20 protein-coding genes, 1 riboswitch and 1 other annotated feature are annotated in these 21,067 nt (G+C 50.3%); of the genes, 11 read left to right on the top strand and 9 right to left on the bottom strand.

Features of this window, described 5'->3' with window-relative positions; translation table 11 throughout:
• Positions 1 to 32: 32 nt before the first annotated feature.
• Positions 33 to 1,526, top strand: coding sequence for a glycerol kinase GlpK (gene glpK, locus P40081_RS22930; RefSeq protein WP_042138644.1), 1,494 nt, complete (start codon positions 33 to 35; stop codon positions 1,524 to 1,526).
• Positions 1,527 to 1,722: 196 nt separating this feature from the next.
• On the opposite strand, the gene P40081_RS22925 is transcribed toward glpK, so the two are convergent.
• From P40081_RS22925 to P40081_RS22900, 6 genes are all read right to left on the bottom strand, one after another.
• Positions 1,723 to 2,715 (bottom strand): 3-oxoacyl-[acyl-carrier-protein] synthase III C-terminal domain-containing protein, encoded by a 993-nt coding sequence (locus tag P40081_RS22925; protein WP_042138643.1) that lies wholly within the window; start codon positions 2,713 to 2,715, stop codon positions 1,723 to 1,725.
• A 101-nt stretch (positions 2,716 to 2,816) separates the two neighbouring features.
• The gene (locus P40081_RS22920) at positions 2,817 to 3,167 is read right to left on the bottom strand and encodes a hypothetical protein (protein WP_042141356.1); all 351 of its coding nucleotides are present in this window, start codon (positions 3,165 to 3,167) and stop codon (positions 2,817 to 2,819) included.
• A gap of 200 nt (positions 3,168 to 3,367) precedes the next feature.
• Complete coding sequence (locus tag P40081_RS22915; RefSeq protein ID WP_042141354.1) at positions 3,368 to 3,730, bottom strand: carboxymuconolactone decarboxylase family protein; 363 nt, start codon at positions 3,728 to 3,730, stop codon at positions 3,368 to 3,370.
• Positions 3,731 to 3,781: 51 nt separating this feature from the next.
• On the bottom strand, positions 3,782 to 5,425 hold the full coding sequence (locus tag P40081_RS22910; protein WP_052421950.1) for a thiamine pyrophosphate-binding protein: 1,644 nt from the start codon (positions 5,423 to 5,425) through the stop codon (positions 3,782 to 3,784).
• A 118-nt stretch (positions 5,426 to 5,543) separates the two neighbouring features.
• Positions 5,544 to 5,640, bottom strand: a riboswitch (cyclic di-GMP riboswitch).
• 504 nt (positions 5,641 to 6,144) lie between these two features.
• A complete protein-coding gene (locus P40081_RS22905; protein WP_042138642.1) occupies positions 6,145 to 7,395 on the bottom strand; it encodes a methyl-accepting chemotaxis protein in 1,251 nt (416 codons plus the stop codon).
• A 123-nt stretch (positions 7,396 to 7,518) separates the two neighbouring features.
• Positions 7,519 to 8,478, bottom strand: a complete 960-nt coding sequence (locus P40081_RS22900; protein WP_042138641.1) for a helix-turn-helix transcriptional regulator — start codon at positions 8,476 to 8,478, stop codon at positions 7,519 to 7,521.
• A gap of 216 nt (positions 8,479 to 8,694) precedes the next feature.
• Between P40081_RS22900 and P40081_RS22895 the strand changes: the two genes are divergently transcribed.
• Complete coding sequence (locus P40081_RS22895) at positions 8,695 to 9,540, top strand: SDR family NAD(P)-dependent oxidoreductase (protein ID WP_042138640.1); 846 nt, start codon at positions 8,695 to 8,697, stop codon at positions 9,538 to 9,540.
• A 128-nt stretch (positions 9,541 to 9,668) separates the two neighbouring features.
• Here P40081_RS22895 and serA read toward each other — a convergent pair whose 3' ends face one another.
• Together serA and P40081_RS22885 are read right to left on the bottom strand one after the other, a co-directional pair.
• Complete coding sequence (serA, locus tag P40081_RS22890) at positions 9,669 to 11,261, bottom strand: phosphoglycerate dehydrogenase (protein WP_042138639.1); 1,593 nt, start codon at positions 11,259 to 11,261, stop codon at positions 9,669 to 9,671.
• A gap of 239 nt (positions 11,262 to 11,500) precedes the next feature.
• Positions 11,501 to 11,727: a binding site (T-box leader), on the bottom strand.
• Positions 11,728 to 11,840: 113 nt separating this feature from the next.
• Entirely contained in the window at positions 11,841 to 12,746 is a 906-nt protein-coding gene (locus tag P40081_RS22885) for a hypothetical protein (RefSeq protein WP_042138638.1), read from the bottom strand.
• Positions 12,747 to 12,811: 65 nt separating this feature from the next.
• On the opposite strand from P40081_RS22885, the gene P40081_RS22880 reads away from it, so the two are divergent.
• The 3 genes from P40081_RS22880 to P40081_RS22870 are packed head-to-tail and all read left to right on the top strand — an operon-like array spanning position 12,812 to position 14,606.
• Positions 12,812 to 13,405, top strand: a complete 594-nt coding sequence (locus P40081_RS22880) for a CPBP family intramembrane glutamic endopeptidase (RefSeq protein ID WP_039301751.1) — start codon at positions 12,812 to 12,814, stop codon at positions 13,403 to 13,405.
• A complete protein-coding gene (locus P40081_RS22875; RefSeq protein ID WP_042138637.1) occupies positions 13,402 to 13,779 on the top strand; it encodes a hypothetical protein in 378 nt (125 codons plus the stop codon). Before P40081_RS22880 ends, P40081_RS22875 begins: the two co-directional genes overlap by 4 nt.
• Entirely contained in the window at positions 13,776 to 14,606 is an 831-nt protein-coding gene (locus P40081_RS22870) for a metallophosphoesterase (protein WP_052421949.1), read from the top strand. Before P40081_RS22875 ends, P40081_RS22870 begins: the two co-directional genes overlap by 4 nt.
• Positions 14,607 to 15,341: 735 nt before the next feature.
• On the opposite strand, the gene P40081_RS22865 is transcribed toward P40081_RS22870, so the two are convergent.
• On the bottom strand, positions 15,342 to 16,268 hold the full coding sequence (locus P40081_RS22865) for a polysaccharide deacetylase family protein (RefSeq protein ID WP_231575173.1): 927 nt from the start codon (positions 16,266 to 16,268) through the stop codon (positions 15,342 to 15,344).
• Positions 16,269 to 16,353: 85 nt separating this feature from the next.
• On the opposite strand from P40081_RS22865, the gene P40081_RS22860 reads away from it, so the two are divergent.
• The 6 genes from P40081_RS22860 to P40081_RS22840 all read left to right on the top strand — a co-directional run bounded on the left by P40081_RS22860 (position 16,354) and on the right by P40081_RS22840 (position 21,046).
• The gene (locus P40081_RS22860) at positions 16,354 to 16,725 is read left to right on the top strand and encodes a hypothetical protein (RefSeq protein ID WP_039301760.1); all 372 of its coding nucleotides are present in this window, start codon (positions 16,354 to 16,356) and stop codon (positions 16,723 to 16,725) included.
• Positions 16,726 to 17,011: 286 nt separating this feature from the next.
• Positions 17,012 to 17,626 (top strand): genetic competence negative regulator, encoded by a 615-nt coding sequence (locus P40081_RS22855; RefSeq protein WP_039301763.1) that lies wholly within the window; start codon positions 17,012 to 17,014, stop codon positions 17,624 to 17,626.
• 151 nt (positions 17,627 to 17,777) lie between these two features.
• Entirely contained in the window at positions 17,778 to 18,473 is a 696-nt protein-coding gene (gene prsW / locus P40081_RS22850; RefSeq protein WP_039301765.1) for a glutamic-type intramembrane protease PrsW, read from the top strand.
• A 76-nt stretch (positions 18,474 to 18,549) separates the two neighbouring features.
• Positions 18,550 to 18,696, top strand: a complete 147-nt coding sequence (locus P40081_RS39095) for a hypothetical protein (protein WP_171716693.1) — start codon at positions 18,550 to 18,552, stop codon at positions 18,694 to 18,696.
• 151 nt (positions 18,697 to 18,847) lie between these two features.
• Entirely contained in the window at positions 18,848 to 20,206 is a 1,359-nt protein-coding gene (ypeB, locus tag P40081_RS22845; protein ID WP_042138635.1) for a germination protein YpeB, read from the top strand.
• A gap of 186 nt (positions 20,207 to 20,392) precedes the next feature.
• Entirely contained in the window at positions 20,393 to 21,046 is a 654-nt protein-coding gene (locus P40081_RS22840) for a flagellar brake protein (RefSeq protein WP_171716691.1), read from the top strand.
• Positions 21,047 to 21,067: the final 21 nt, after the last annotated feature.

Raw genomic sequence — 21,067 nt, 5'->3', positions numbered from 1 at the left:
TAGAAGCTGAGGCTTGCAGGAGGCTGTGTATAATGATCTTATCCTTGGACCAAGGTACCACCAGTTCACGCGCGATCCTCTTTGATGAGGAGGCGGGAATGATCGCGCAAGGGCAATATGAGATTAGACAATCCTTTCCCCGGCCGGGCTGGGTAGAGCATGATCCGGAGCAAATCTGGGAGAGTCAGCTTGCCGCGGCCAGAGACGCTATCGCGGCAAGCTCCGCCCCTGCTGATAGCATTACGGCCATCGGCATTACCAATCAGCGTGAGACTGCACTGATCTGGGACAAGGCTACTGGAACGCCGGTCTATCCAGCGATCGTCTGGCAGGACCGCCGGACTGCAGAGCAGTGTGAGGCGCTTAAGGCGCAGGGAATGGCCGGAGAGATCGCTGAGAAGACGGGTCTTGTCATCGATGCGTATTTCTCGGCAACGAAGCTGGCCTGGATTCTGGACCATGTGCCGGGGGCCAGAGAGCGGGCGGACCGGGGGGAGCTGCTGGCCGGAACCATTGACAGCTGGCTGATCTGGAAGCTTACAGGAGGCGCTGTGCATGCTACGGATGTTACCAATGCTTCACGTACCATGCTCTACAATCTGCATGAGCGCAAATGGGATGACGGCCTGATTGAGGCGCTGCGCATTCCGCCCTCTATTCTGCCTGAAGTAAGGATGTCAGGCGGGGACTTCGGGGCTGCAGACAAGCAGTGGTTCGGTGCAGATATCCCCATCCGTTCTGTGCTTGGGGACCAGCAGGCGGCATTGTTCGGTCATACCTGCCTGGAGGCAGGCAGCGCCAAGAACACCTACGGCACCGGCTGTTTCATTCTGATGAACACAGGCACTGAGGCAGTGACTTCGAGTCATGGCCTGTTAACCACGGTAGCTTGGGGCATGGGAGACGAACTCTATTATGCCCTTGAGGGCAGTGTGTTTGTGGCTGGAGCAGCGGTACAATGGCTGCAGGAGGGACTTGGGCTGATTGTAGCTCCGGCCGACTCGGAAGAGAAGGCGAGTGAGGTGGAGGACAGTGAGGGGGTTGTGGTCGTGCCGGCCTTTACCGGCCTTGGTGCACCTTACTGGGATATGTATGCCAGGGGCGCCGTGTTTGGACTGACCCGGGGAACGACTGCCGCACATCTGGTCCGCGCAACGCTGGAGTCGCTGGCCTTTCAATCCCGCGATGTCATCGGGGCGATGGAAAAAGACGCTGGCATGCCGCTCAGCGGCCTGAGAGTGGATGGAGGCGCCGTGCGCAATAATCTGCTGATGCAGTTCCAGGCGGACATTCTTGGGAGCGACGTAACCCGTACAACGTATGCGGAGACCACAGCGCTCGGCGCTGCGCTGCTGGCAGGACTCACCTCCGGCATATGGACCCGGGAGCAGCTGGAGAGCTTCAATAAGGCCGAGAAGGTATTCTCACCGCAGATGGAGACGGAAGAGCGTGAACGCCGTTACAATGCCTGGCAGGACGCGGTGTCCCGGACTATGGGCTGGGAGAAGCATGAAGGGCAGAGGTAACAAGAACAGCTGCTGATATGGCAGACTGCGCTTACCGGATGAATCGGGTAAGTTCACCTCAGGCAGGATGAACGCTGCAGGTTCTGCCTGGGGAGAGTCGGGCCCAGATGTATACATAAAGAAACAGCCCGCTGGCAGGAATTCTGCTGCGGGCTGTTTGGATTTCAACTAGAAACTATAAGTTCAACAGCTAAGATTAATACTCCATTACAAAAGCGACATTCTGCCATCCGGCGCCTACTGTCCAGAACAGGACCTTGTCTCCGCGTTCAAGCTGTCCGGTAGTCACTGCTTTGTGCAGGGCGATAAACGGGCTGCTGGTGGAGGTGTAGCCGAATTCATCCCCGATGTAGACAGCTGCATCAGCGTCAATTCCGGTTTTGCCGGAAACGGCCTTGATGTTCGGAAGTGACAATTGGGAGAAGCAGGCGGCCTTGATGGATTCAGGTGCGATTCCGTTATTGCTGAGCAGGGTGTTAATTGATTCTGAAGCAGCATCCACACAGATGGAATCATCGAACGGGATGAACTTCACATTGAATTCTCCAGCAGCCACACCCGTACGTCCGAGATTGGCTAAACCTTCCGCCGGGAACAGCGAGTTGCCGTAGACGCAGGTATCGGTCTGATAGATCGAATCAATGAAGCCTACCGAATTCTCGTCACGCTCCAGAATGAGCGCGGCAGCTGCATCGCCGAAGTTGGCGTAATATACCGGGTCATTCTTGTCCGCATGCGGGGCAACGTAGTCAGAACCGATGACAAGTGCACGGCGGATTCTCGGGTTCGCCATCATTTGACGGCTGACCTGTTCAACCGAAGCGGTCATTCCTGCACAGTTGGCATTACTGTCGATACAGATCGTATGCGATGCACCATTAATCAGGCGGTGAATCATCAATGAGTTCGTTGGGAAAATATATTCAGGAGTCTGGCTTGCATAAGCGATCAGGTCAATGTCTGCGCCGGTCAGGCCGGTCTTGTCCAGTACATTGCTTGCGGCTTCAAAAGCCATCGTCAGGGAGTTCTCATCCTTGCTGTCGATACTGTAGCGGTTTTCACGGCCAAGAGCAGCCAGCAGGCCACGGATATCAATTCCCTTCTCATCGAAGTGCTGAATGAAGAAGTCATTGCCGATGCTTTTGCTTGGATGATAGATATCAATGTCCTTAATGCGAATCCCTGCCATAGTAAACCTCCTAAAAGTTTTGTAGCCCGTAAGCATACACTTAGTTTCGTGAGCGAATCTTGCGTTTCAAACCGCTAACAATGGTTTAAAAATAAGTTAACCTAAGCTTGTACCGTAAACGTGATTTCCAGGTTTTCGAGTCCAGCTTTGCGGCCCAGTCGCGCCAGCTGCATTTTGAGAATAGGGTTATTCTCAAGGGTAAGGCTCACTTTTTGGAAGCCGTCTGCCTTGAACATAATGAAGCAGCCTTCGAGCAACGGCACAACATCAGGAGCGGTTACATTCAGCTTGCGGCAATCGATATCCAGTGCATATTCGGACGGGTTGATCGGATTGATGGTCTGCTGATAGGCTTGTATCGATTTAAGACCGTCCTCGTTCGAGAAGGTTCCTTCCAGCTCGATGTTAATTAGTTTCTTCGCAGTGTCCGTCTTCAAAATAAATTGTCCCATGTTCATCTCTCCCGTAATTTTAATTGCATGACTATTCAGAGTGATCTGATAATTCATCATGTTGATATCCCGAAAAACTACGTTCCTGCGACTAAATTCGACAACATGAACTTGGTTTTGGGATATTTTGCCTTCATTATAACCAGAACTTTCTTGAATGCGCAACACAAAAGTCGAATGATGTAATATTATGTTGTTAATTAACGAATATCTTCCAGCGTCTCCAGCAGAACATTGAATGCCGAGATCACTCTGGGTGCGCCGATACAAGGTGTCAGATGAAGCAGGATACCTTTGATTTGATCAACGGTCATCCCCACGCGGAGAGCCATAACATAGTGAACACCCAACTGTTCAAATTGTCCCATGGTGATCAAAGAAGAGATGACAGCAATTTCTTTCCAGTCTGAACCGATGGTCGTCCGCTGAAAAATATCACCGTATGCATTGCCCATGATATACTCGGCTAATTCGGGAAAATGCTCTTTAATAGGAGCTAGGGCTTTGGCACCATAGTCCCCGGAAAGATTGGTGAAATGGTCCAGTCCGCTGTCTACGTTCATATTCACTTGTTTGCCTCCTGATAGTAAGTTAGAGAATCTGTAAGATACAGCCTAGTTGAGATCCAGTGTACGGTGGGCCGTAGGAGGCATTTCGTCACGGTCGGTCAACAGCTCAATAACGGCTACGCGGTTAAGTTCAACTGCTTGGCTGATTGCAAAGGCAAACTCCTCTTGCGTCTCTGCGCGGAAGCCGGTGGCTCCCAGGGACTCAGCAAACTTCACTGCATCCATAGGGACTTCAAAGATGGTTCCATCGATACGTCCGGTTGTTTTTTCCATTCCTTTAAGGGCCATATCCAGCTGCATATTGTTCACAACGATGAAAATAACCGGGATATTCTTGCAAACTGCTGTGTTAATTTCAGTTCCGAGCATCATGAAACAGCCGTCACCGGTAATGCAGAAGACCGTCTCTTCCGGCGCAGCCGCCTTGGCACCGATGGCCATGCCGATTGAATTCCCCATGCAGGCGAAATAGGCATCAAATACAAAGCTCCCCGGTTTCTTCACGTTGAACCATTTGACCGCATTGAAGCCGTGGCTGCCGTCATCAACAAACACGCTGCTGTTATATGGAATCAAATCGCTCATCGTGCTCATTACCGAAGCCAGCGAGAGCTTGGACAGCACAGGCAGCTCTTCAGTATAGTGATTGGAGATCTCTATTTCACGTCTGGTTATGGTGGACGGATCAATCTTGCCGAGGTACAGCTCCAGGTTGTCACGTAAATCGCCGCCGACGGAGATGGTATCGGAAGTCAGTATTTTACCGACAAAGGTTGGATCGACATCAAACTGGATCAGCTGATCCGGATGATTCTCCCTCTTAAGATTGCATATGGTCATATCGCTCAGACGCGAACCAAGCACGATAAACAGATCACTGTTGTTCAACATCTCATCCCCATGCGTACATCCGCCAACGCCCACAGGACCGTGATAGAGCGGGTGATCCGCAGCAATGGCTCCTTTACCGCCGGGGGAGGTTACTACCGGTATGTTGAAGGTCTCGGCCAACTGTACCAGTTCCTTGTGCGCACCGGAGCGGTTAACCCCTTTACCGGCAATGATCAGAGGCCTGCTGGAAGCATTGATCGCTGAAATGACCCGTTCGTAGTTGGCGTAGCTGACGAGCCTTTCCCGCTGCGGAAGGACAATCCGGCATTCTTCAAGGCGCTCGGTCTGAACATCAAACGGAATACATAAATGAACAGGTCCTTTCTTGTCACCAAGGGCGATAGACAGGGCATGATTGAAAATCGTACTGAAATGGTCGCCGCGTTCTACCAGCTTGCTGAAAAGAGTGGCCGGTCTGAACATGTCCGCCAAATCGGCGAGATAGGATGTGGAATCCTGACACTGGGGAATCCCCAGCTCTTTAATAGACTGATGACCGGTAATGAAGAGCACCGGGAGATTGTTGGCTTTGGCGTGTGCTGCTGCGGTTAGCAGGTTCGTTCCGCCTGGACCGGAGGTGCCGAAGGCAACCCCGAGACTGCCTGTTTTCAGTGCATAGCCGCCTGCTGCGAAGCCGGAGCTGGACTCATGCCGGCCGGGAATAAACTCAATGCCATAGTCAACAAGTTTGAGAGCTATAGGACAAATGGACTTGCCAATAATACCAAAAGAATGTGTTACCCCAAGATCGCGTAATGCTTCCGCCATATAATCTGCAACTGTCTTCAGAACATCCACCCCACAAGTTGTTTTTTGATTGTATGCTAGCAATAGAAAACCTGTACTCGAAATAGGAGCACAGGCCTGTTGCACGAATCACCATAACTGAACGCGGATTCCCGGACGTTCATAGTTTTTCAGCAACCTGGCTGTCATGATCTCACCGGATAAGTGAGACTGTAGATCCATGGCTTTGCGTCATTCCCTTTCGGTGAATTTTGCCTCATATGTTGTTATCAATACAGCGAAGGATAATTTTCCTTTACAATATATTCCTCGCTCGCCTTTTGTCAATAAGCCGTTTGCAGCAAAACGCGAAATTTGGCGAATATTCAGATGTAATAGGAGATGAAATATTAGATATTCAAACTTTTGAAAATGGATGCGTCTGGAAGACCAAAGTCTTATAATGCAAATGCAGAAAAAGAGCAGAATTTAATCTGCATAAGCCATAAGCCTCATAACGTCGTAGGAACCTCCTGAAACTATGCAGATGTATTAGAATTATAGGCTGGGAAAACCTAGAAATAGGTCTTAAGAAATAGGTGATTAAAATTTAAAATAATGTTAGTTTATTAGTAATAAAGAATTAGCAGTAAAGAAGTGCAAAGGTGTTATTTTAGGGTTATGCACTATTTTAACACTTTGTGAATATTACATTACAATCTGCTTTTTCCATGCCAAAAAGAGACCCTTCCCGCATACTGCTCTGCGGAAATGGTCTCTTGGGGCTGCTGCTAGAATTTGAAAATATGGATTGTTTTTTGCAGCTGGAAGACAGATTGTGTCATCTTCTCGGTCTCTTCCGCTACGGACTGCAGGGCATGAATTTGTTCGTTCATCGCCGCAGATACCTCCTCGGTACCTGCTGCCGTCTCCTGGGTAATGGCCGAGATATTCTCGATCGCCCCGGAGATCTTGAGCGCACTCTCCAGCATCAGATCACTCTCTGCGGAGAAGGAGGAGATCTGCTCGGTTATGTATTGCACGCTATGTACGATCTGCGCGAAAATATGTGCTGTCTCCGTTATCATCTCGTTCTGCACCTGAACAACCTCTTCATTAATAGCGATGTTATCGATAGCCTGCTTGATATCGGCCTCGATGCTGCGTACCAGCCCGAACACTTCCTTGGTGGAGGCGGTTGATTCTTCGGCAAGCTTGCGGACCTCCTGTGCTACAACTGCGAAACCGCGTCCGTGCTCACCTGCACGTGCAGCTTCAATTGAGGCGTTAAGCGACAAAAGATTGGTTTGTTCGGCAATTTCCGTGATGGTCTTGGTGATCATGGTAATGCCGCGGGCATTCTGTGAGAGCGCTTCGATCGTATCTGCTACTTTTTGTGTAGCCTGGATATTCTTCCGCATGCCTTCGGCTTGAGTGTCCACGGACTGGCGTCCCTTTTCAACCAGCTCCAGTGTATGGGCGGAGCGTTTATTCATTTCCTTGGTAGAGTTTGTATAATTGGAGACTTTGGTTTCGATATCTTTGATCGATTCCGTCATATCGGCAATATCCACCGAGATTTCATTCGCACCCAGGGCAAGTTCGTTGGAAGAGGAGGCTACCTGTGCCATTACAATCTTCAGGTTCTGGTTCTTGTCCTCAATACCCCGGCTGGCATCCATAACCTGGCGGGTAAGCTGCGAAGCGTCGGTTAGGATCTTCTTCAATTTATCGATCATAGTGTTGAAGGAGCGGCTGATGTCGCCCATTGATCCGTTCTCGTCTGCACGGCTGGTGAAGTCGCCTTTGGCGATTGTATGCGTCACATTGGAGATATCCTCAAATGAAGATGTAAGCGTTCTCTCAATGAAGCGCGCAAGCGGGTAGGTCAGTGCAGCCAATACCGCAATCAGAATAATACCGATAATCACCTTTCCCATTGCAATGAGCGTAATTAACACAGGGACAGCGAATAAAGCGGCAACCAGGTAACATCCGGCAACGATTCTTTGTTTTAAAGGCAGCTTGTTCATCCAGTCCATAGACTATAGTTCCCCCTAGAAATAAATATTGTGCATTGTAATATTATAGGGGATTAAAGCGTAATCGGTCTATTGTAAGAACTGACATAAAACTTTTTCCCGGGCTGCTCCAAAAGAGTACGTTTACACATTGTCTTCATATAATGCAGCCCCTTCCCGCAGAGTGGCCGCAACATTGTCTGCAAGCTCCGCCGGAGCGGTAACTCTAATGCCCGGGCTTAGGGATAAGATGATCCGGCAGGCAGACTCCGGCGTATTAAATTCGGCTTCGACGGAGTGCCAGCCGGGTGAAGGTGAAGGCTCCTGGAATAGTACGGAAACATAACGTTCTTGTTGGAGAACCTTCATTATATTGTCCTTCACCAGCAGCCTGGCAGGGTAGCGGGGCAATGCAGATTTGAATGCCATGGTAGAAGCTTCCCAGTAATGTGCCAGATTGAAATCCTGAGGTCTGCTAAAATATTCATCCGTGACTTCAGCACTACTTATTCTGGATACCCGGTAGGTCCGCATTTCACCGCCTGTTTCGGCCACGGTGTACCAGACACCACGTTTGGCTACGAGTCCAAAGGGTGAAATCAGCCGCTCTGATCTCTCCTCCCCGCGCATGTAACAGATTTTCACTTTACGGTCTTCCCATATAGCCTCCTGTAATGCAGTTAGACTGGGATAGGTTTCGCCTGACGGATGCCAGCCCGCGCCATCAATATGAATACGCTCATTAAGAAGGCTGAAGGCGGCAGCGGGCTGTCTTGCACCAGCGGCCTGCAGCTTACGGACAGCGGAAGAGAACTCCTCCTGAATCCCAAGCGCCTGCAGAATTGCCGGGTCTGCCGGCAGCAGCAGCGCACCAATCTCTTTGGGGTTCATACCTGTCAGGGAGGTCCGGTAACCCTCGGCCAGCCTCCAGCCTCCCTCACGGCCGCGTTCTGCCAGCACGGGAATGCCGGAGATGCTCAGTGACTCCATATCCCGGAAGATGGTCCGTTCGGAAACCTCCAGCGTTTGTGCCAGCTCGCGGGAGCTTATTTTACCGCGGCTTTGCAGCAGCAGCAGAATAGATAATAGTCGGTCTGCTCTCATGGATAAAGGCCTCCTGGTTATAATGAAATTTTTCCCGATTATTCAAGAACGGCAAAGCCGTTTCCGCTTAAGCAGAACATATTTTAAGTTTATCATATATATATGTCAGTTGATGTCATATATAAGAGTTAATATTAATAAGGAGAGCCGGTTGGTGCAAGATAGCTTTTAGATAACTTCATGATCATCTGATGAAAGCTGAGAGGAGCGGATATAATGACAGATTTGCAAGGGAAAGTTGCATTAGTTACAGGCGGGAGCAGGGGAGCGGGCAGAGGCATTGCCCTGGAGCTGGCCCGGGCAGGTGCGTTTGTGTATTTTACGGGAAGAAACGCCGGTTCAATGCAGGAAGGGGGCGAACGGACACTTGCCGGTGTACTCGGTGAGATTCACAGCTTCGGCGGAGAAGGCGCGTATATCCGCTGTGACCACACCAATGACGCGGAGACGGAAGCAGTGATCCGGCAGATTGCCGGGGAGCAGGGCAAGCTTGATATTCTGGTCAATAATGTCTGGGGAGGCAATAATCTTCCGATTGAGAACAAACCCTTCTGGGAGCTCCCGGCCGCTCATTGGGACCATATGTTTAATGCCGGAGTCAGGGCGCAGCTCATGACTAACTACTATGCTATTCCGCTGATGCGCAGAGAAGGCACTGGCACCGGGAAGCTGATCATTCATACCACCTTTTGGGACCAGTATAAATATGTAGGGAACTTCTATTATGATCTGTCCAAAAATGCGCTTGTGCGCATGGCCTACGGATTGTCCCTTGAACTGGCAGCGGATGGGATCGCTGTGATTCCCTTATCACCTGGCTGGATGCGTACAGAACTAGTGCTGGAGAGCATGAAGACGGATGAAGAGCACTGGCAGGAGGTAGAGGAGCTGCAGGCCAGTGAGTCTACGGCGTACATCGGCCGGGCTGCCGTGGCGCTCGCTGCTGATCCTGAGGTGATGCAGCTGACAGGCAGACCTCAGCAGGTGGGGAGTCTGGCGGAGAAATATGGGTATACAGACACAGACGGGCGGCGGGTCCCGGTATTTAACATTCCGGAATAACCCGTAAGCCGGAAGATGCAAAAACACTCTTTTGAAATGGCGGCACGGGCCGTCATTCCTCAAGAGTGTTTTTTGGTGCGCTTATATTGAACTCAGGTATTCCAAGAATATAAGCCCGCGTTCTTCAGCTACAAAAGAGTGATCTCTTCCGCAGTATTGATCTCCGGCAATCCGGCGAGCTTGACCAGTACATCCTGCGGAACAGCCTTGTCAGCGGTCAGCAGCATAATTGCAGCTCCTCCGACAATTTTACGGCCAACCTGCATGGAGGCGATGTTGACGTCGTTCTGGCCGAGCAGTGTACCGACGAGTCCGATGATACCCGGCTTATCGTTGTGGGATATAACGATCTGATGACCTTCCGGAGCGATATCTACCGGGAACTTGTTAACCTGCACAATCCGTTCGCCATAGCCTTGCAGCAGGGTTCCAGCAACCAGGCGTTCTTCGTCATGCTCAGCCTTAAGTGTAACGGTAATGAGGTTAGTGAAGCCCTTGGTCTTGGAAGCCTTGGTCACTACTACGTTAACATCACGCGTCTTTGCCAGGTGCATGGAGTTGACAATGTTAACATCCCCGGCAAAATGGCGGGAGAGCACGCCTTTGACAATATAGCGGGTCAGCGGCTGTGTATCCACGTCGGAGAGGTCACCGGCATATTCCACATGAATCTCGCGGATCGCTCCATCCGTAATCTGAGTCACGAAGCTGCCGAGCTTCTCGCCGAGGGTGAAGTAAGGCTGCAGCTTGTTCATTACACTAGGAGCAACCGGAGGGATGTTCACGGCGTTAATGAACGGTTCGTTGCGCAGAATATGCAGCACTTGCTCCGATACATCGATCGCAACATTCTCCTGGGCTTCAACGGTAGAAGCACCCAAATGCGGAGTCACGATAATCTTCGGATGCGAGAGGAACGGGTGATCCGCTTCCGGCGGCTCTTTCTCAAAGACGTCAAAGGCTGCACCGGCAACAATACCGCTGTCGATAGCTTCAACCAGCGCCATCTCATCAATTACACCGCCGCGGGCACAGTTGATGATGCGCATTCCTTTTTTCATGACTTCAAATTGCGGACGGGAGATCATGTGGCGGGTTTCCGGTGTCAGCGGTGTGTGAACAGTAATGAAGTCTGCTCCCCGGACGATGTCATCTACCGAAGCCAGCTTTACTTCCAGTTTCTCCGCACGGTCTGCAGTCAGGAAGGGGTCGTAGGCCAGAATATCCATTCCAAAAGCCTTGGCCCGTTTGGCCACTTCGCTGCCGATCCGTCCCATGCCGAGCACACCCAGCGTTTTGCCGCGCAGCTCTACGCCGAGGAAAGTCTTCTTGTCCCATACGCCGGAGATGGTCTTGGCATAGGCTTGAGGAATGTGACGGGCCAGAGCCATCATCATGGCAAAGGCATGCTCACAGGTGGTAATCGTATTTCCGTCCGGAGCATTAATGACCACCACACCGCGTTGTGTAGCTGCCTCCAGCTTAATATTGTCCACACCGACACCGGCGCGGCCAATTACTTTAAGATTAGTACCGGCTGCGATAATTTTCTCAGTCACGGTTGTCTGGCTGCGAACGAGTAAGCCGTCGTATTCGCCGATGATTGCAATAAGCTCGTCTTCACTAAGTCCAGTTTTTTTGTCCACAGTCACATCTCTTGCGTCCATCAATTGCTGAATGCCCAAATCACTGATCGGATCCGATACTAATACTTTAAACATGGTCTCTTGTCCTCCTTCAAATTGGAAAGCCTATTATATATGCCAAGGATTCCCTGGTGGGGTAATCCGCAGTACCAGATTCATACAAAAGAATGAAATTTGTCGGAACAACGGGGCAACGCGTTGTCGCATAAAAGAAAAGGCATGCAGAAGTGCTGATTCAGGCAGCGTATGGGCGGGTAGGCAGATTTAGAGAATCCGGGTACAAAAAAAACTCCCTACCCCATACTACTGCCGTAGTAAGGGACGAGAGTTCTCGTGGTACCACCCTAATTCACTGCAACGGTTAAGAAGCAGCCTCATTGGCCTGAATAGGCCACACTGGTAACGGAGGTGATCCGATTGTATCTACTCAAGGTTCAATACAATATCTCAGGAGCGCTAAAGATTTCCGTCTGCCACCGGTTTGCACCATCCACCGGCTCTCTGTAGACATCAGTAATCTTTGTTCCATCATCGGTTTTGCTTGATTAATTTTTCATAATGTAACATGGTGATGCCAAGTGTGTCAATAGGCTTCTTCTGCGGTGTGCCGCCTTGAAGTGAGCCCTGTTTTTCGTTATGATGCAATAACTGGTCCTACTCATAGAAGAAAGGGAGCTGAGGCATCGTTTCCTTGCCGTAATATTGCTCCCGCCATTTAATGAAGTCCTGCTCCTGCACGGCACCGGTAGAAATGAGCAGGCTGACCGACGACTGGATATCCCCAAGCTTCAGGGAACTGGCGGTTCCGGAATAGATCATATCGTCGATCTTGGCTGTAATATCCTGCGGGTCATAGCCGGCATAAATTCCGCGGTTCAGCATTATGTTTGCGATAGAAGCATTCTTAAGGAGCAAAGGCATCTTTTTCCACTGAATGAAAGTCAGTGTCTTCAGGTCCCCGGATGCATCGGGTATAGCAGAGTTGGCCTTGGCCCCCCACTTCAGCATAGAATCATAGAAGTTCTTCTGGGCCATCAGTCCGAATTTCACAGCGCTGGCGGTAAAATTATCACTTCTCAGCAGCTTGGCGGCTTCGGCTCCTGAAGATCCGGCAGTGACCTTCCCAGAAGCCTGTGAGAAGAGAGTCAGGCTCTTAAGGACGTTAAGCTGTGACTCATACAGCAGCGGCGAATTGGTGAAGAGGGAATCCTGCGTGACCTTGTCATACTGCTTGTCCGCCAGAAGGCTGAGGTTCTTCAACGTTGCCGCGTTCTGCCGTGCATCTGTGCTGCGTGCAAGGCTGTCCACCTGATCGTTCCAGTTGCGCTTGAATTCCCGATAGGGCAAAAATACGTTATGATAGAACGTAACAAGATCCTGCTGCTGGTAGGAGCCGGAGAATTCCTCCGTAACTTCATGCCCGGCCAGCTGTGCATATTTGGCCTCTGTTTTGTCTGCTCCAACCTTTACTCCCGTAAAAAATGAGGCGAATGCGGATATTAGAAACAATATAAAACCTAGTGTGTACAACATTTGAGTGCGGGAGGTACGGCTGTTCATAATTAGTGCTCCTTCGTATAGGGAAATTATCTTATGTAAAAATATTAAAGAACAGGCAGGTTACGATGAAAAAATTCAAATTGGGTGAAATCAAAATCAAAAAGGCCGATCCTCAGCAGTTAACGGACAAGCTGCTGTTAATTAATCTGTATATTACTCAGGGCCTTACTCTATTTATCGGTTTGATATGGATATTATTACAGAAAAGAAATCCTATTCACATATTAAATTTTCCGGAGAATGCACATTTTGTGTTTTGGGGCCTTGGACTTGCAGCTGTTATGCTGGTTGTTGATTTCCTGCTGACCCATATTGTACCTGAGGACAGCATGGATGACGGGGGGATTAATGAGCTGCTGTTCGGCAACCGTCCTTTGTGGCATATTATTGTCATTGCGGCGATTGTTGCAGTATGCGAAGAGCTATTGTTCCGTGGTGCCATACAGCATTCACTGGGGCCGTACTGGACGAGCATTCTCTTCGCTGTTATTCATGTGCGTTATCTGCGCCACTGGATTCCAACAGGCTGGGTATTTCTCAGCAGCTACGGTCTCGGCTACATCTATATCCATTCCGGCAGTCTATGGGCACCGATCCTGTGCCACTTCCTCATAGATCTGTTCTCAGGAATGGTGATTCGTTACAGGAGGGCATCATGAGCGAAGAACTAAGCCGGGTAAGGTCCCGCCAGAAACAGTATAAGGGCGGAGGACAGTCTCCTGTCAAAGAAAATAATGGAAATGGTTCTTCCGAATCAGCTGCCGGACAGCTGGAGGCTCCAGTCCCTGCTCCAGGAACTTTATCGAGAAAGGTCCGACATGCTGAGAAGCAGACCACCAGGAAACCGAAGCGTGAAGTGGAGCAGCAGGAAGGAGAGGCAACTCCCTCCCGGGCGCAGAGTTATCCGTCAGAACGAATCCGTTTCAGCAAAATGTTTATTAACTCGCTGATCGTCATATTTGTAATGCTGCTCGCCTTTCTTTTGTTCTGGGGAATAAAAGGAGCACCTCCGCTGCATGAGCTATGGCAATGATGTGGCTGCTGATTCTCTTGAGCGTATGTGCTGGAGTGGCGGTGACTGCGGGTATAGTCATGGTTGCCGCAGCCTTCAAAAAACGCATTATTGCCGAGGAAATAGTGCTGGACAGACTGCCGGCTGCTTTTGACGGCTTCCGTATTCTGTTCATTACCGATATTCACCGCCGCCGTCTTCCGGCTGCTATGCTGGCACCGCTCCGCAGGAAGGTGGATGCAGTCTTCCTGGGCGGCGATCTGACGGAAAAGGGCAGTCCGGCGGAGCGCCTGCTGGATAATATGACGCTTACAGCATCTCTGGCGCCTGTCTACGCAGTTCATGGCAATCATGATTACCGGGCGAATATCTCGCTTGTCGATAATATCATCCGCGGCAGCGGAGCCAGACTGCTGCTTGATGAGAATGTGACTATTGAACGGTCCGGATCAAGGGTAATACTCACCGGCATGGATTTCCCGAGAAAAGGCGGCAAGAAGGCTTATGCAGCACTGCCGCCCGTGGCTGCCGCAGATACAGAGCTCCTGCGGATCATCCTGGTGCATGATCCGCTGTGGCTGTCCCAGCAGCAGGAGGTGCCCGCTGATCTGATATTGGCTGGACACACACATGGCGGACAAGTGGTGCTTCCCTTTATCGGAAGCAGGCATGGGGATGAATTCTACCGTCACTATAATGCCGGCATGTACGAAATTCCCGGGTACGGGACTGCCGCTCACCCGCTGAAGCTGCTGATCAGCCGTGGCTTCGGTACTGCGCACTTACCGCTGCGCTGGGGCAGCCCGGCCGAGATGCATGTACTTACACTCCGCTGCAGGCAGGATTAACACTTATAAACAATTAAGAGACTGCCTCAAAAGCCATGTAATGTCTTCTGAGAAGTCTCCTTTTTTTGAGTAAGATCAACGTTTGCACTTGATTGGACGCTCCGCGAACGGACCGTTGTTCCAATCGCTGTGCTCTCCAGATTTTTTTCATTCCCCTTGGCGGTGAAAATCCGGAGACCAAGGCGACCGCTACCGCTTTTCCACAATCAGTCCGTCCTCTCCACTGTTTAAGCGAAAAACGAATCTTCAATCTTAAAAAACACACATTAAAAGAAACCGCTCGGCAGCGACCCGACTTTCGTACGCTTAATTAATTGCTTCCGCTCTGAGCGGATGGATGAGGAATGTCCTCAAAGCGGTATATAACGCCGTGCTTCGGTTTCTGGCGAGGCGAATGCCAATTGCTACACCTTTGTTTGGGCAAACGCTGCACCAAGTATGCAGGAAATGGGGGAGTGGTAGTGTATTTGGACAACTGAAGTATAATTGGGGCTTCCGGTGCGTTCTGCTTCGCACATGGAAAAAGTGACGCTTGGGGTCGGTTGGCTTTCGCTTGCCGATCCTATGCTAAAGCAAGCCACGGTGGATCAAAAATGCAAGGCCGTGATTCCCCAATAACAGGAGAATCACGGCTTTGCTGTCTTTTTACTGGCTTTTGAATAAATATGGGCTGTTTCTTTGTTGAAAATCTATTTATGAGACAGCCTCTTGCTGTTTTGCGGTTTTCAGATAGACTTAACGCATTTTCAGTTCAATGCTGCGTGGATCGACAAAGCTGTAGCCTTTGCCCTCGAGCGTAGTCAGCAGTTTATCCAGCGCTTCCACGGTCCACGGGAGCTCATGCATCAGAATATTGCTGCCGGAATGCAGCTGGCTGGTAACATTCGTGATCAGCTTTTCCGTTTTATTCGTGTCCTTTTCCTTCATCTCCCAGTCCAGCGAGCCGACAGACCAGGTCATATAGAGCAGTCCGTTGTCAGCGGCGATTTTTTTGCCGACGTCACCGCCTGCACCGTGCGGCGGGCGGAAGAACACGGGAGTCTCACCGGTGACCTCCTTGACAATATTCTGCACATCTTCAATCTGTTTCTTTACTTCCGCCTCGGATTTATCCTTCAGCACAATGTGATCCCAGCTGTGATTCCCGATAATGCCGCCGCGGTTATGAATCAGCTCAAGCAGCTCAGGATGCTCCTTCACCCGGTACCCGTTGACGAAGAAAATGGCTTTGGCCTTGTGCTTGTCCAGCGTATCCATCAGCGGATTTATTAGTTCCGCATCCTTGGGCCCGTCATCGAAGGTCAGCAGGACGACCTTTTTGTTGGTTGCGGCATCGTTCGGGATGATGTCGTAGTTTTTGTTCATATGGTACAGCAGCGGTATTTCCTCTGAAGCTGCTGCCCCGGTTGGCTGAGCGGTTGCTGTAACTGCCGCATCCGCTGTTGCGGCAGGCGTTGCCTGCGCAGCGGGGGATTCACCGGCAGGAGAGTCCGTCTGAGCCGGAGCAGAGGCAGGCTGGTCAGTGGCAGGCTGTACTGTAGCCGGAGGCTGTGACGCGTTCCCCGCAGCGGTGTTGCCTGTATTCACGTCGTTGTTGCTGCAAGCTGACAGCAGAAAAGCAGCCAGGAGCAGCAGTGTTGTTGCTTTACCCACTTTTTTCATCTCGCTTTCTTGTTGTTTGGCTGTATGAGCCGGAATCTTTCCGCGAACACTAAGCATGATTTTACCATACAAGGAGGTTAGAGATATGAATACTTCGTCATTTCTATGCGGAGTGCTGATGGGTGCGGCCGCCAGTATGATTATGTCCAAAAAACGCAGCGCCATGATGTCTTCACTGCTTCACACGGGCGGTTCTTCAGAAAGTGCCGGTGAGAAAGCCAAGGACAAAATTATGGGAATGGCTATGACCGGCTTCGGAAGTACCGCTGAGGGCAGCAGCCATGATAACGGCTCTCATGCTTCCGGCAGCAGCGAACACAAGAAGGAGGATTCACCGGTGAAGTCCAAAGAATCCAACTTGAATATGCTCAAAGACTTCATCCGCAGCAATCCCGATGTGAAACATGAAGTAGAACAGATTCTCAAGGATACACATACAGCCATACCGGGATTGTAACCGGAATAGGCCGCTGCAGAATCATTTTGGGGACACCAAAGTCGCCAGAATGATTCTTTTTTCTGCCCGCGAAGAGGTTTCGGATACATGCATGTGCATACAACGAAAAGGCGGTGAAGCCGGGCTTTGCAGATATTGGGCAGTTAATTGGGCCTTTTCTATATTTATTTACGTGCATTTGTAGCGTCAAAATGATAACATACATACATAGTAACCATTTTTGGCTCATTACTCGGGACTCATCATACATTAATACTAAATGAGCTTGCAAAAGGAGGATCCTGTCATGAGAATAGAGCGATTAAGTCAAGATAAGATACGGATTTTCCTCACTTTTGACGACCTGAGCGAGCGGGGCATCCAGAAGGAAGACATGTGGCAGGAAGTTCCCAAGGTGCACGACCTCTTTACGGAAATGATGGATCAGGCGTACAGTGAACTTGGTTTTGACGCTACCGGTCCGCTTGCCGTGGAAGTGTTCGCATTGCCCGCGCAAGGCATGGTCGTTATTGTGACCCGGGGGAAATATGATCACCATTCGTACGGTGGTCCCGGGGAAGATGAATTGCCTGAAGAGATTTACGAGATGGAAGTTACTCTTGAACAAAGCGACTCCATTGTGTATGCATTCCGCGATTTTGAGGTTCTGGTTGAAGCGGCCCATGTGCTCATCGGCAATATTACTTCTCAAGGACAGCTGTATTCTTATAATGATAAATGGTATCTCTACTTTGATCCGAAGGAATTCGAAGAAGCGGCATTATCGGGTCTTGTAGGCGTGCTTGCAGAGTTTGGAGATTCATCTCCGGTTACTCAGGCTGTTCTGGCTGAATACGGCAAGACAGTGATGGCGGAGAATGCAATCGAGACCTTATGCACTCATTTTAAACGCCAGGAATAAAGACGGAGAAGGGCAAGGAAGCATCGGCTTAACTGCCCTTCCCTGAGGTTTTGCTGACGGGAGACGATCGTATTTAAGGGACGGGCAGTAGTTCAGCCCTGGATTGAAATTCAGAAAGATACTAGTTTTTAGGCGCGGGGGAGGCTATTCGGTGCTTTTGTTATCGGTCATTTCGTCAGCAGTGGCACCGGGACTTGCGCTGCTGACTTTTTTCTATCTGAAAGACAAGTATGATCAGGAGCCGCTCCATATGGTGCTGAAGGTGTTCCTGCTCGGCCTGATTATAGTTCTGCCGGTGATGATTATCCAGAGAGGTCTTGTGCTTGGTCTGGACGGCGGCCCTTATGTAGATTCGTTTCTGATCTCCTCCGGCGTGGAGGAAGGTCTGAAGTGGTTTGTGCTGTACCATATGATTTACAATCATACCGAATTTGACGAGCCCTATGATGGAATACTATACGCCGTGGCGATTTCGCTCGGCTTCGCAACGATAGAGAATGTAATGTATGCCTGGTACAGCAATGCTTCAATCGGTTCAATGGTCATGAGGGCGCTGCTCCCGGTATCCGGCCATGCCATGTTTGGCGTGATTATGGGATATCATATGGGGAGGGCCAAGTTTTCAAAAGGAGTCAAGACCAGAGGGATTCTGCTTATTTCCCTGCTGCTGCCATGGCTCTGGCACGGGATTTATGATTTCATACTGACAACTACGGCTAATTATTGGATCTGGTTCATCGTGCCCCTGATGGCTGTTTTATGGTACGGAGGGATGGGCAAAGTGGCGCGGGCCAACAGCCGCTCCCCGTTTCGTTTTTTGAAGCGGGAGGAAGAGGTTAACCTATAATAGAGATGGACACACTTAATCCTACAGGGCAGTTCCTTAAGGCAAGGAATTCCAGAGAGGAGAGGGGTGTCTTTTTTTGCGTGTAAAAGTTCGGATTGTCTGCAAACAGTGCGGCGAAACCTACATATTAAGAGGAAACAAGGAGCAGGGAGTCATTCAGACCGGCTTCAAGCAATGCTTGTGCAGCAGTGTCAGCGGCTTCGATATTGAAGAGCGCGCCTGACTGCTGTTAATAGAATAGAAGAATTTCTATTTCTCCCTGAAACGCCCCGTCCTTTAAAGAACGGCGCAACTGTTTCCGCATGGGTGCATAAGACTTCTCAGTTATTGTCAAACTAACGGCAATAAGCTACTGAAAGGAGTTTGACGGGCCTATGTACAAAAGATTAAGCGCCATAATGTTCCCGCTGACCGCACTCTTGCTGCTTGGAGCACTGGTCTGGGGGTATCAGGAGAACCAGGAGAAGAATTCGATTCTGATCAAAGCGGAGAACCAATATCAGCGTGCGTTCCATGATCTGTCCTACCATGTGGAGCGGCTTCATGGAGAGCTGGGTAACACGCTGGCGGTCAACACCACTTCCAATGGAATGCACCGCAAGGGTCTGGTGAATGTATGGCGGATTACGAGCGAGGCGCAGAACGAGATCAACCAGCTGCCGCTTACGCTGCTGCCGTTCAGTGAGACAGAGGAATTCCTCTCGAAGATCTCCAATTTCTCCTATAAGGCAGCGGTACGGGATTTCACCAAGAAACCGCTGACCGAAGGTGAAATGGCTAACTTGAAGACACTTTATGCGAATTCGGCAGAGATCTCCAAGGATCTGCAGGATGTCCAGAACAAAGTCATCAGTAACAGGCTGCGTTGGATGGACGTAGAAACGGCACTGGCTACAGAGGAAGAAGCGGAAGACAACACGATCATCGACGGGTTCAAAACAGTCGACAAGCGGGTTGCTGCCTATCCTGAGCTGGACTATGGCCCTTCGGTAGCAAGTATATATGATAAGCGTTCTGTCAAGAAGCTGGGCGGCAAGCCCGTCACAGCAGAGCAGGTCAAAGCCAAGGCGCTGAAATTTGCCGGGTTGGGCGGGAATGCAAACGTGAAGATCCAGGAGAACGGTAAGGGGACCGAATGGGCATCCTACACAGCAACTATTACATCGGCAGACCACAAAGAGCCGGTCACCATGGATTTCACGGCAGAAGGCGGACTGCTGATCTCCTACAATGACAACCGTGAAGTGGGTCCGGCCAAGGTATCCATGAAGCAGGCCGTGGAGAAGGCAGGCAAGTTTCTGGAGAAGAAGGGTTATCCCGGCATGACCGCAGTTAGTGCAGACAGGTATGATAACCTGGGCAACTTAACCTTTGTTACCAGCCAGGACGGTGTTCTGATCTATCCGGAGAAGATGACGGTACGGGTCGGACTGGATACGGGGGAAGCCACCGGATTCCAGGCCAGTGATTATGTGCATGAGCATAAGGAGAAGCGCGTGATTCCAAAGCCGGAACTGTCCCTGGCCGAAGTCAGAACCAGGCTGAACCCGGAGTTCAAGGAGCTGTATAACAGGCTGGCCTGGATTGAGAATGAAGATGCTGAAGAACTGCTGACGTATGAATTCGGAGGCAAAATCAACGGCTCCCAGTTCCGGATCTATCTGAATGCCGCAGACGGGAATGAGGAATCTGTAGAGCAGATCCGTACCTCTTCCGGAGCACAGGACAAATAAGCCGAGATTCAGGCAGAGTAAGCTTAACCTTAAGAAAAGGCGCTTTCCAAAACAGGAAAGCGCCTTTTTTGCTGGCCGTATAACGGTATTTAACCGCTTAGCCCAAATAATATTTCTGACCGGGCATGAAAGGCCATGCTATAATCGGGTTAGCATTAATTACTAACTCAAGCGGCGGTGACAGGTTTGTATCCCAAAATCAACGAATATTTATACCTGCAGGTTGCTTCCAGCGATGCAGCGGAGTCAGAGGTCGAATACCGGGCAAGAATTGCTGACATGGAGGAAGATACCTTTCTGATAGAAATCCCCATGCAGGAGAGTAACGGGCGTCTGAAAAAACTGTTTGTCGGAGATGAGCTGTCTGTTTATTTTCTTACTGAAGGCGGCATTAAAAATTATTTCAACACCCATGTAATTGGCTTCAAGGAAGAGGTCATCCGGATGGTGCGCCTCCGCAAGCCTGCTGTGGAATCCATCTTCAAAATCCAGCGCCGCAGCTTTTTCCGCGTGAATGCCGAGCTGGAGCTTGCTGTTAAAGATTCCTTGGGCAGCCGCTTTCTGGTGCGGACTGAGGATATCGGCGGCGGGGGGACCTCATTCTTAAGCGATGCCAAAATTACTTTGAAGGTTGGAGATAAGCTAGGCTGCTGGCTGCTGGTAGCGTACCGTAACGGCAGCACGGAGCATGTTAATTTCGAAGGCGAAATTGTACGGATCAAGAAGCTCGAAACCGGACGTAATCTGGTCATGCTGAAATTTTCGTCCATTTCCGATTCGGAACGCCAAAAAATAATCCGTTACTGTTTTGAACGCCAATTTGATTTCCGTAACCGGTGACAGGACTGTGCGGGGATTCCC

It is taken from the genome of Paenibacillus sp. FSL P4-0081, assembly GCF_000758565.1.
Taxonomy (GTDB): domain Bacteria; phylum Bacillota; class Bacilli; order Paenibacillales; family Paenibacillaceae; genus Paenibacillus_AQ; species Paenibacillus_AQ phytohabitans.
This window is presented reverse-complemented; position numbering and strand designations above follow the sequence as displayed.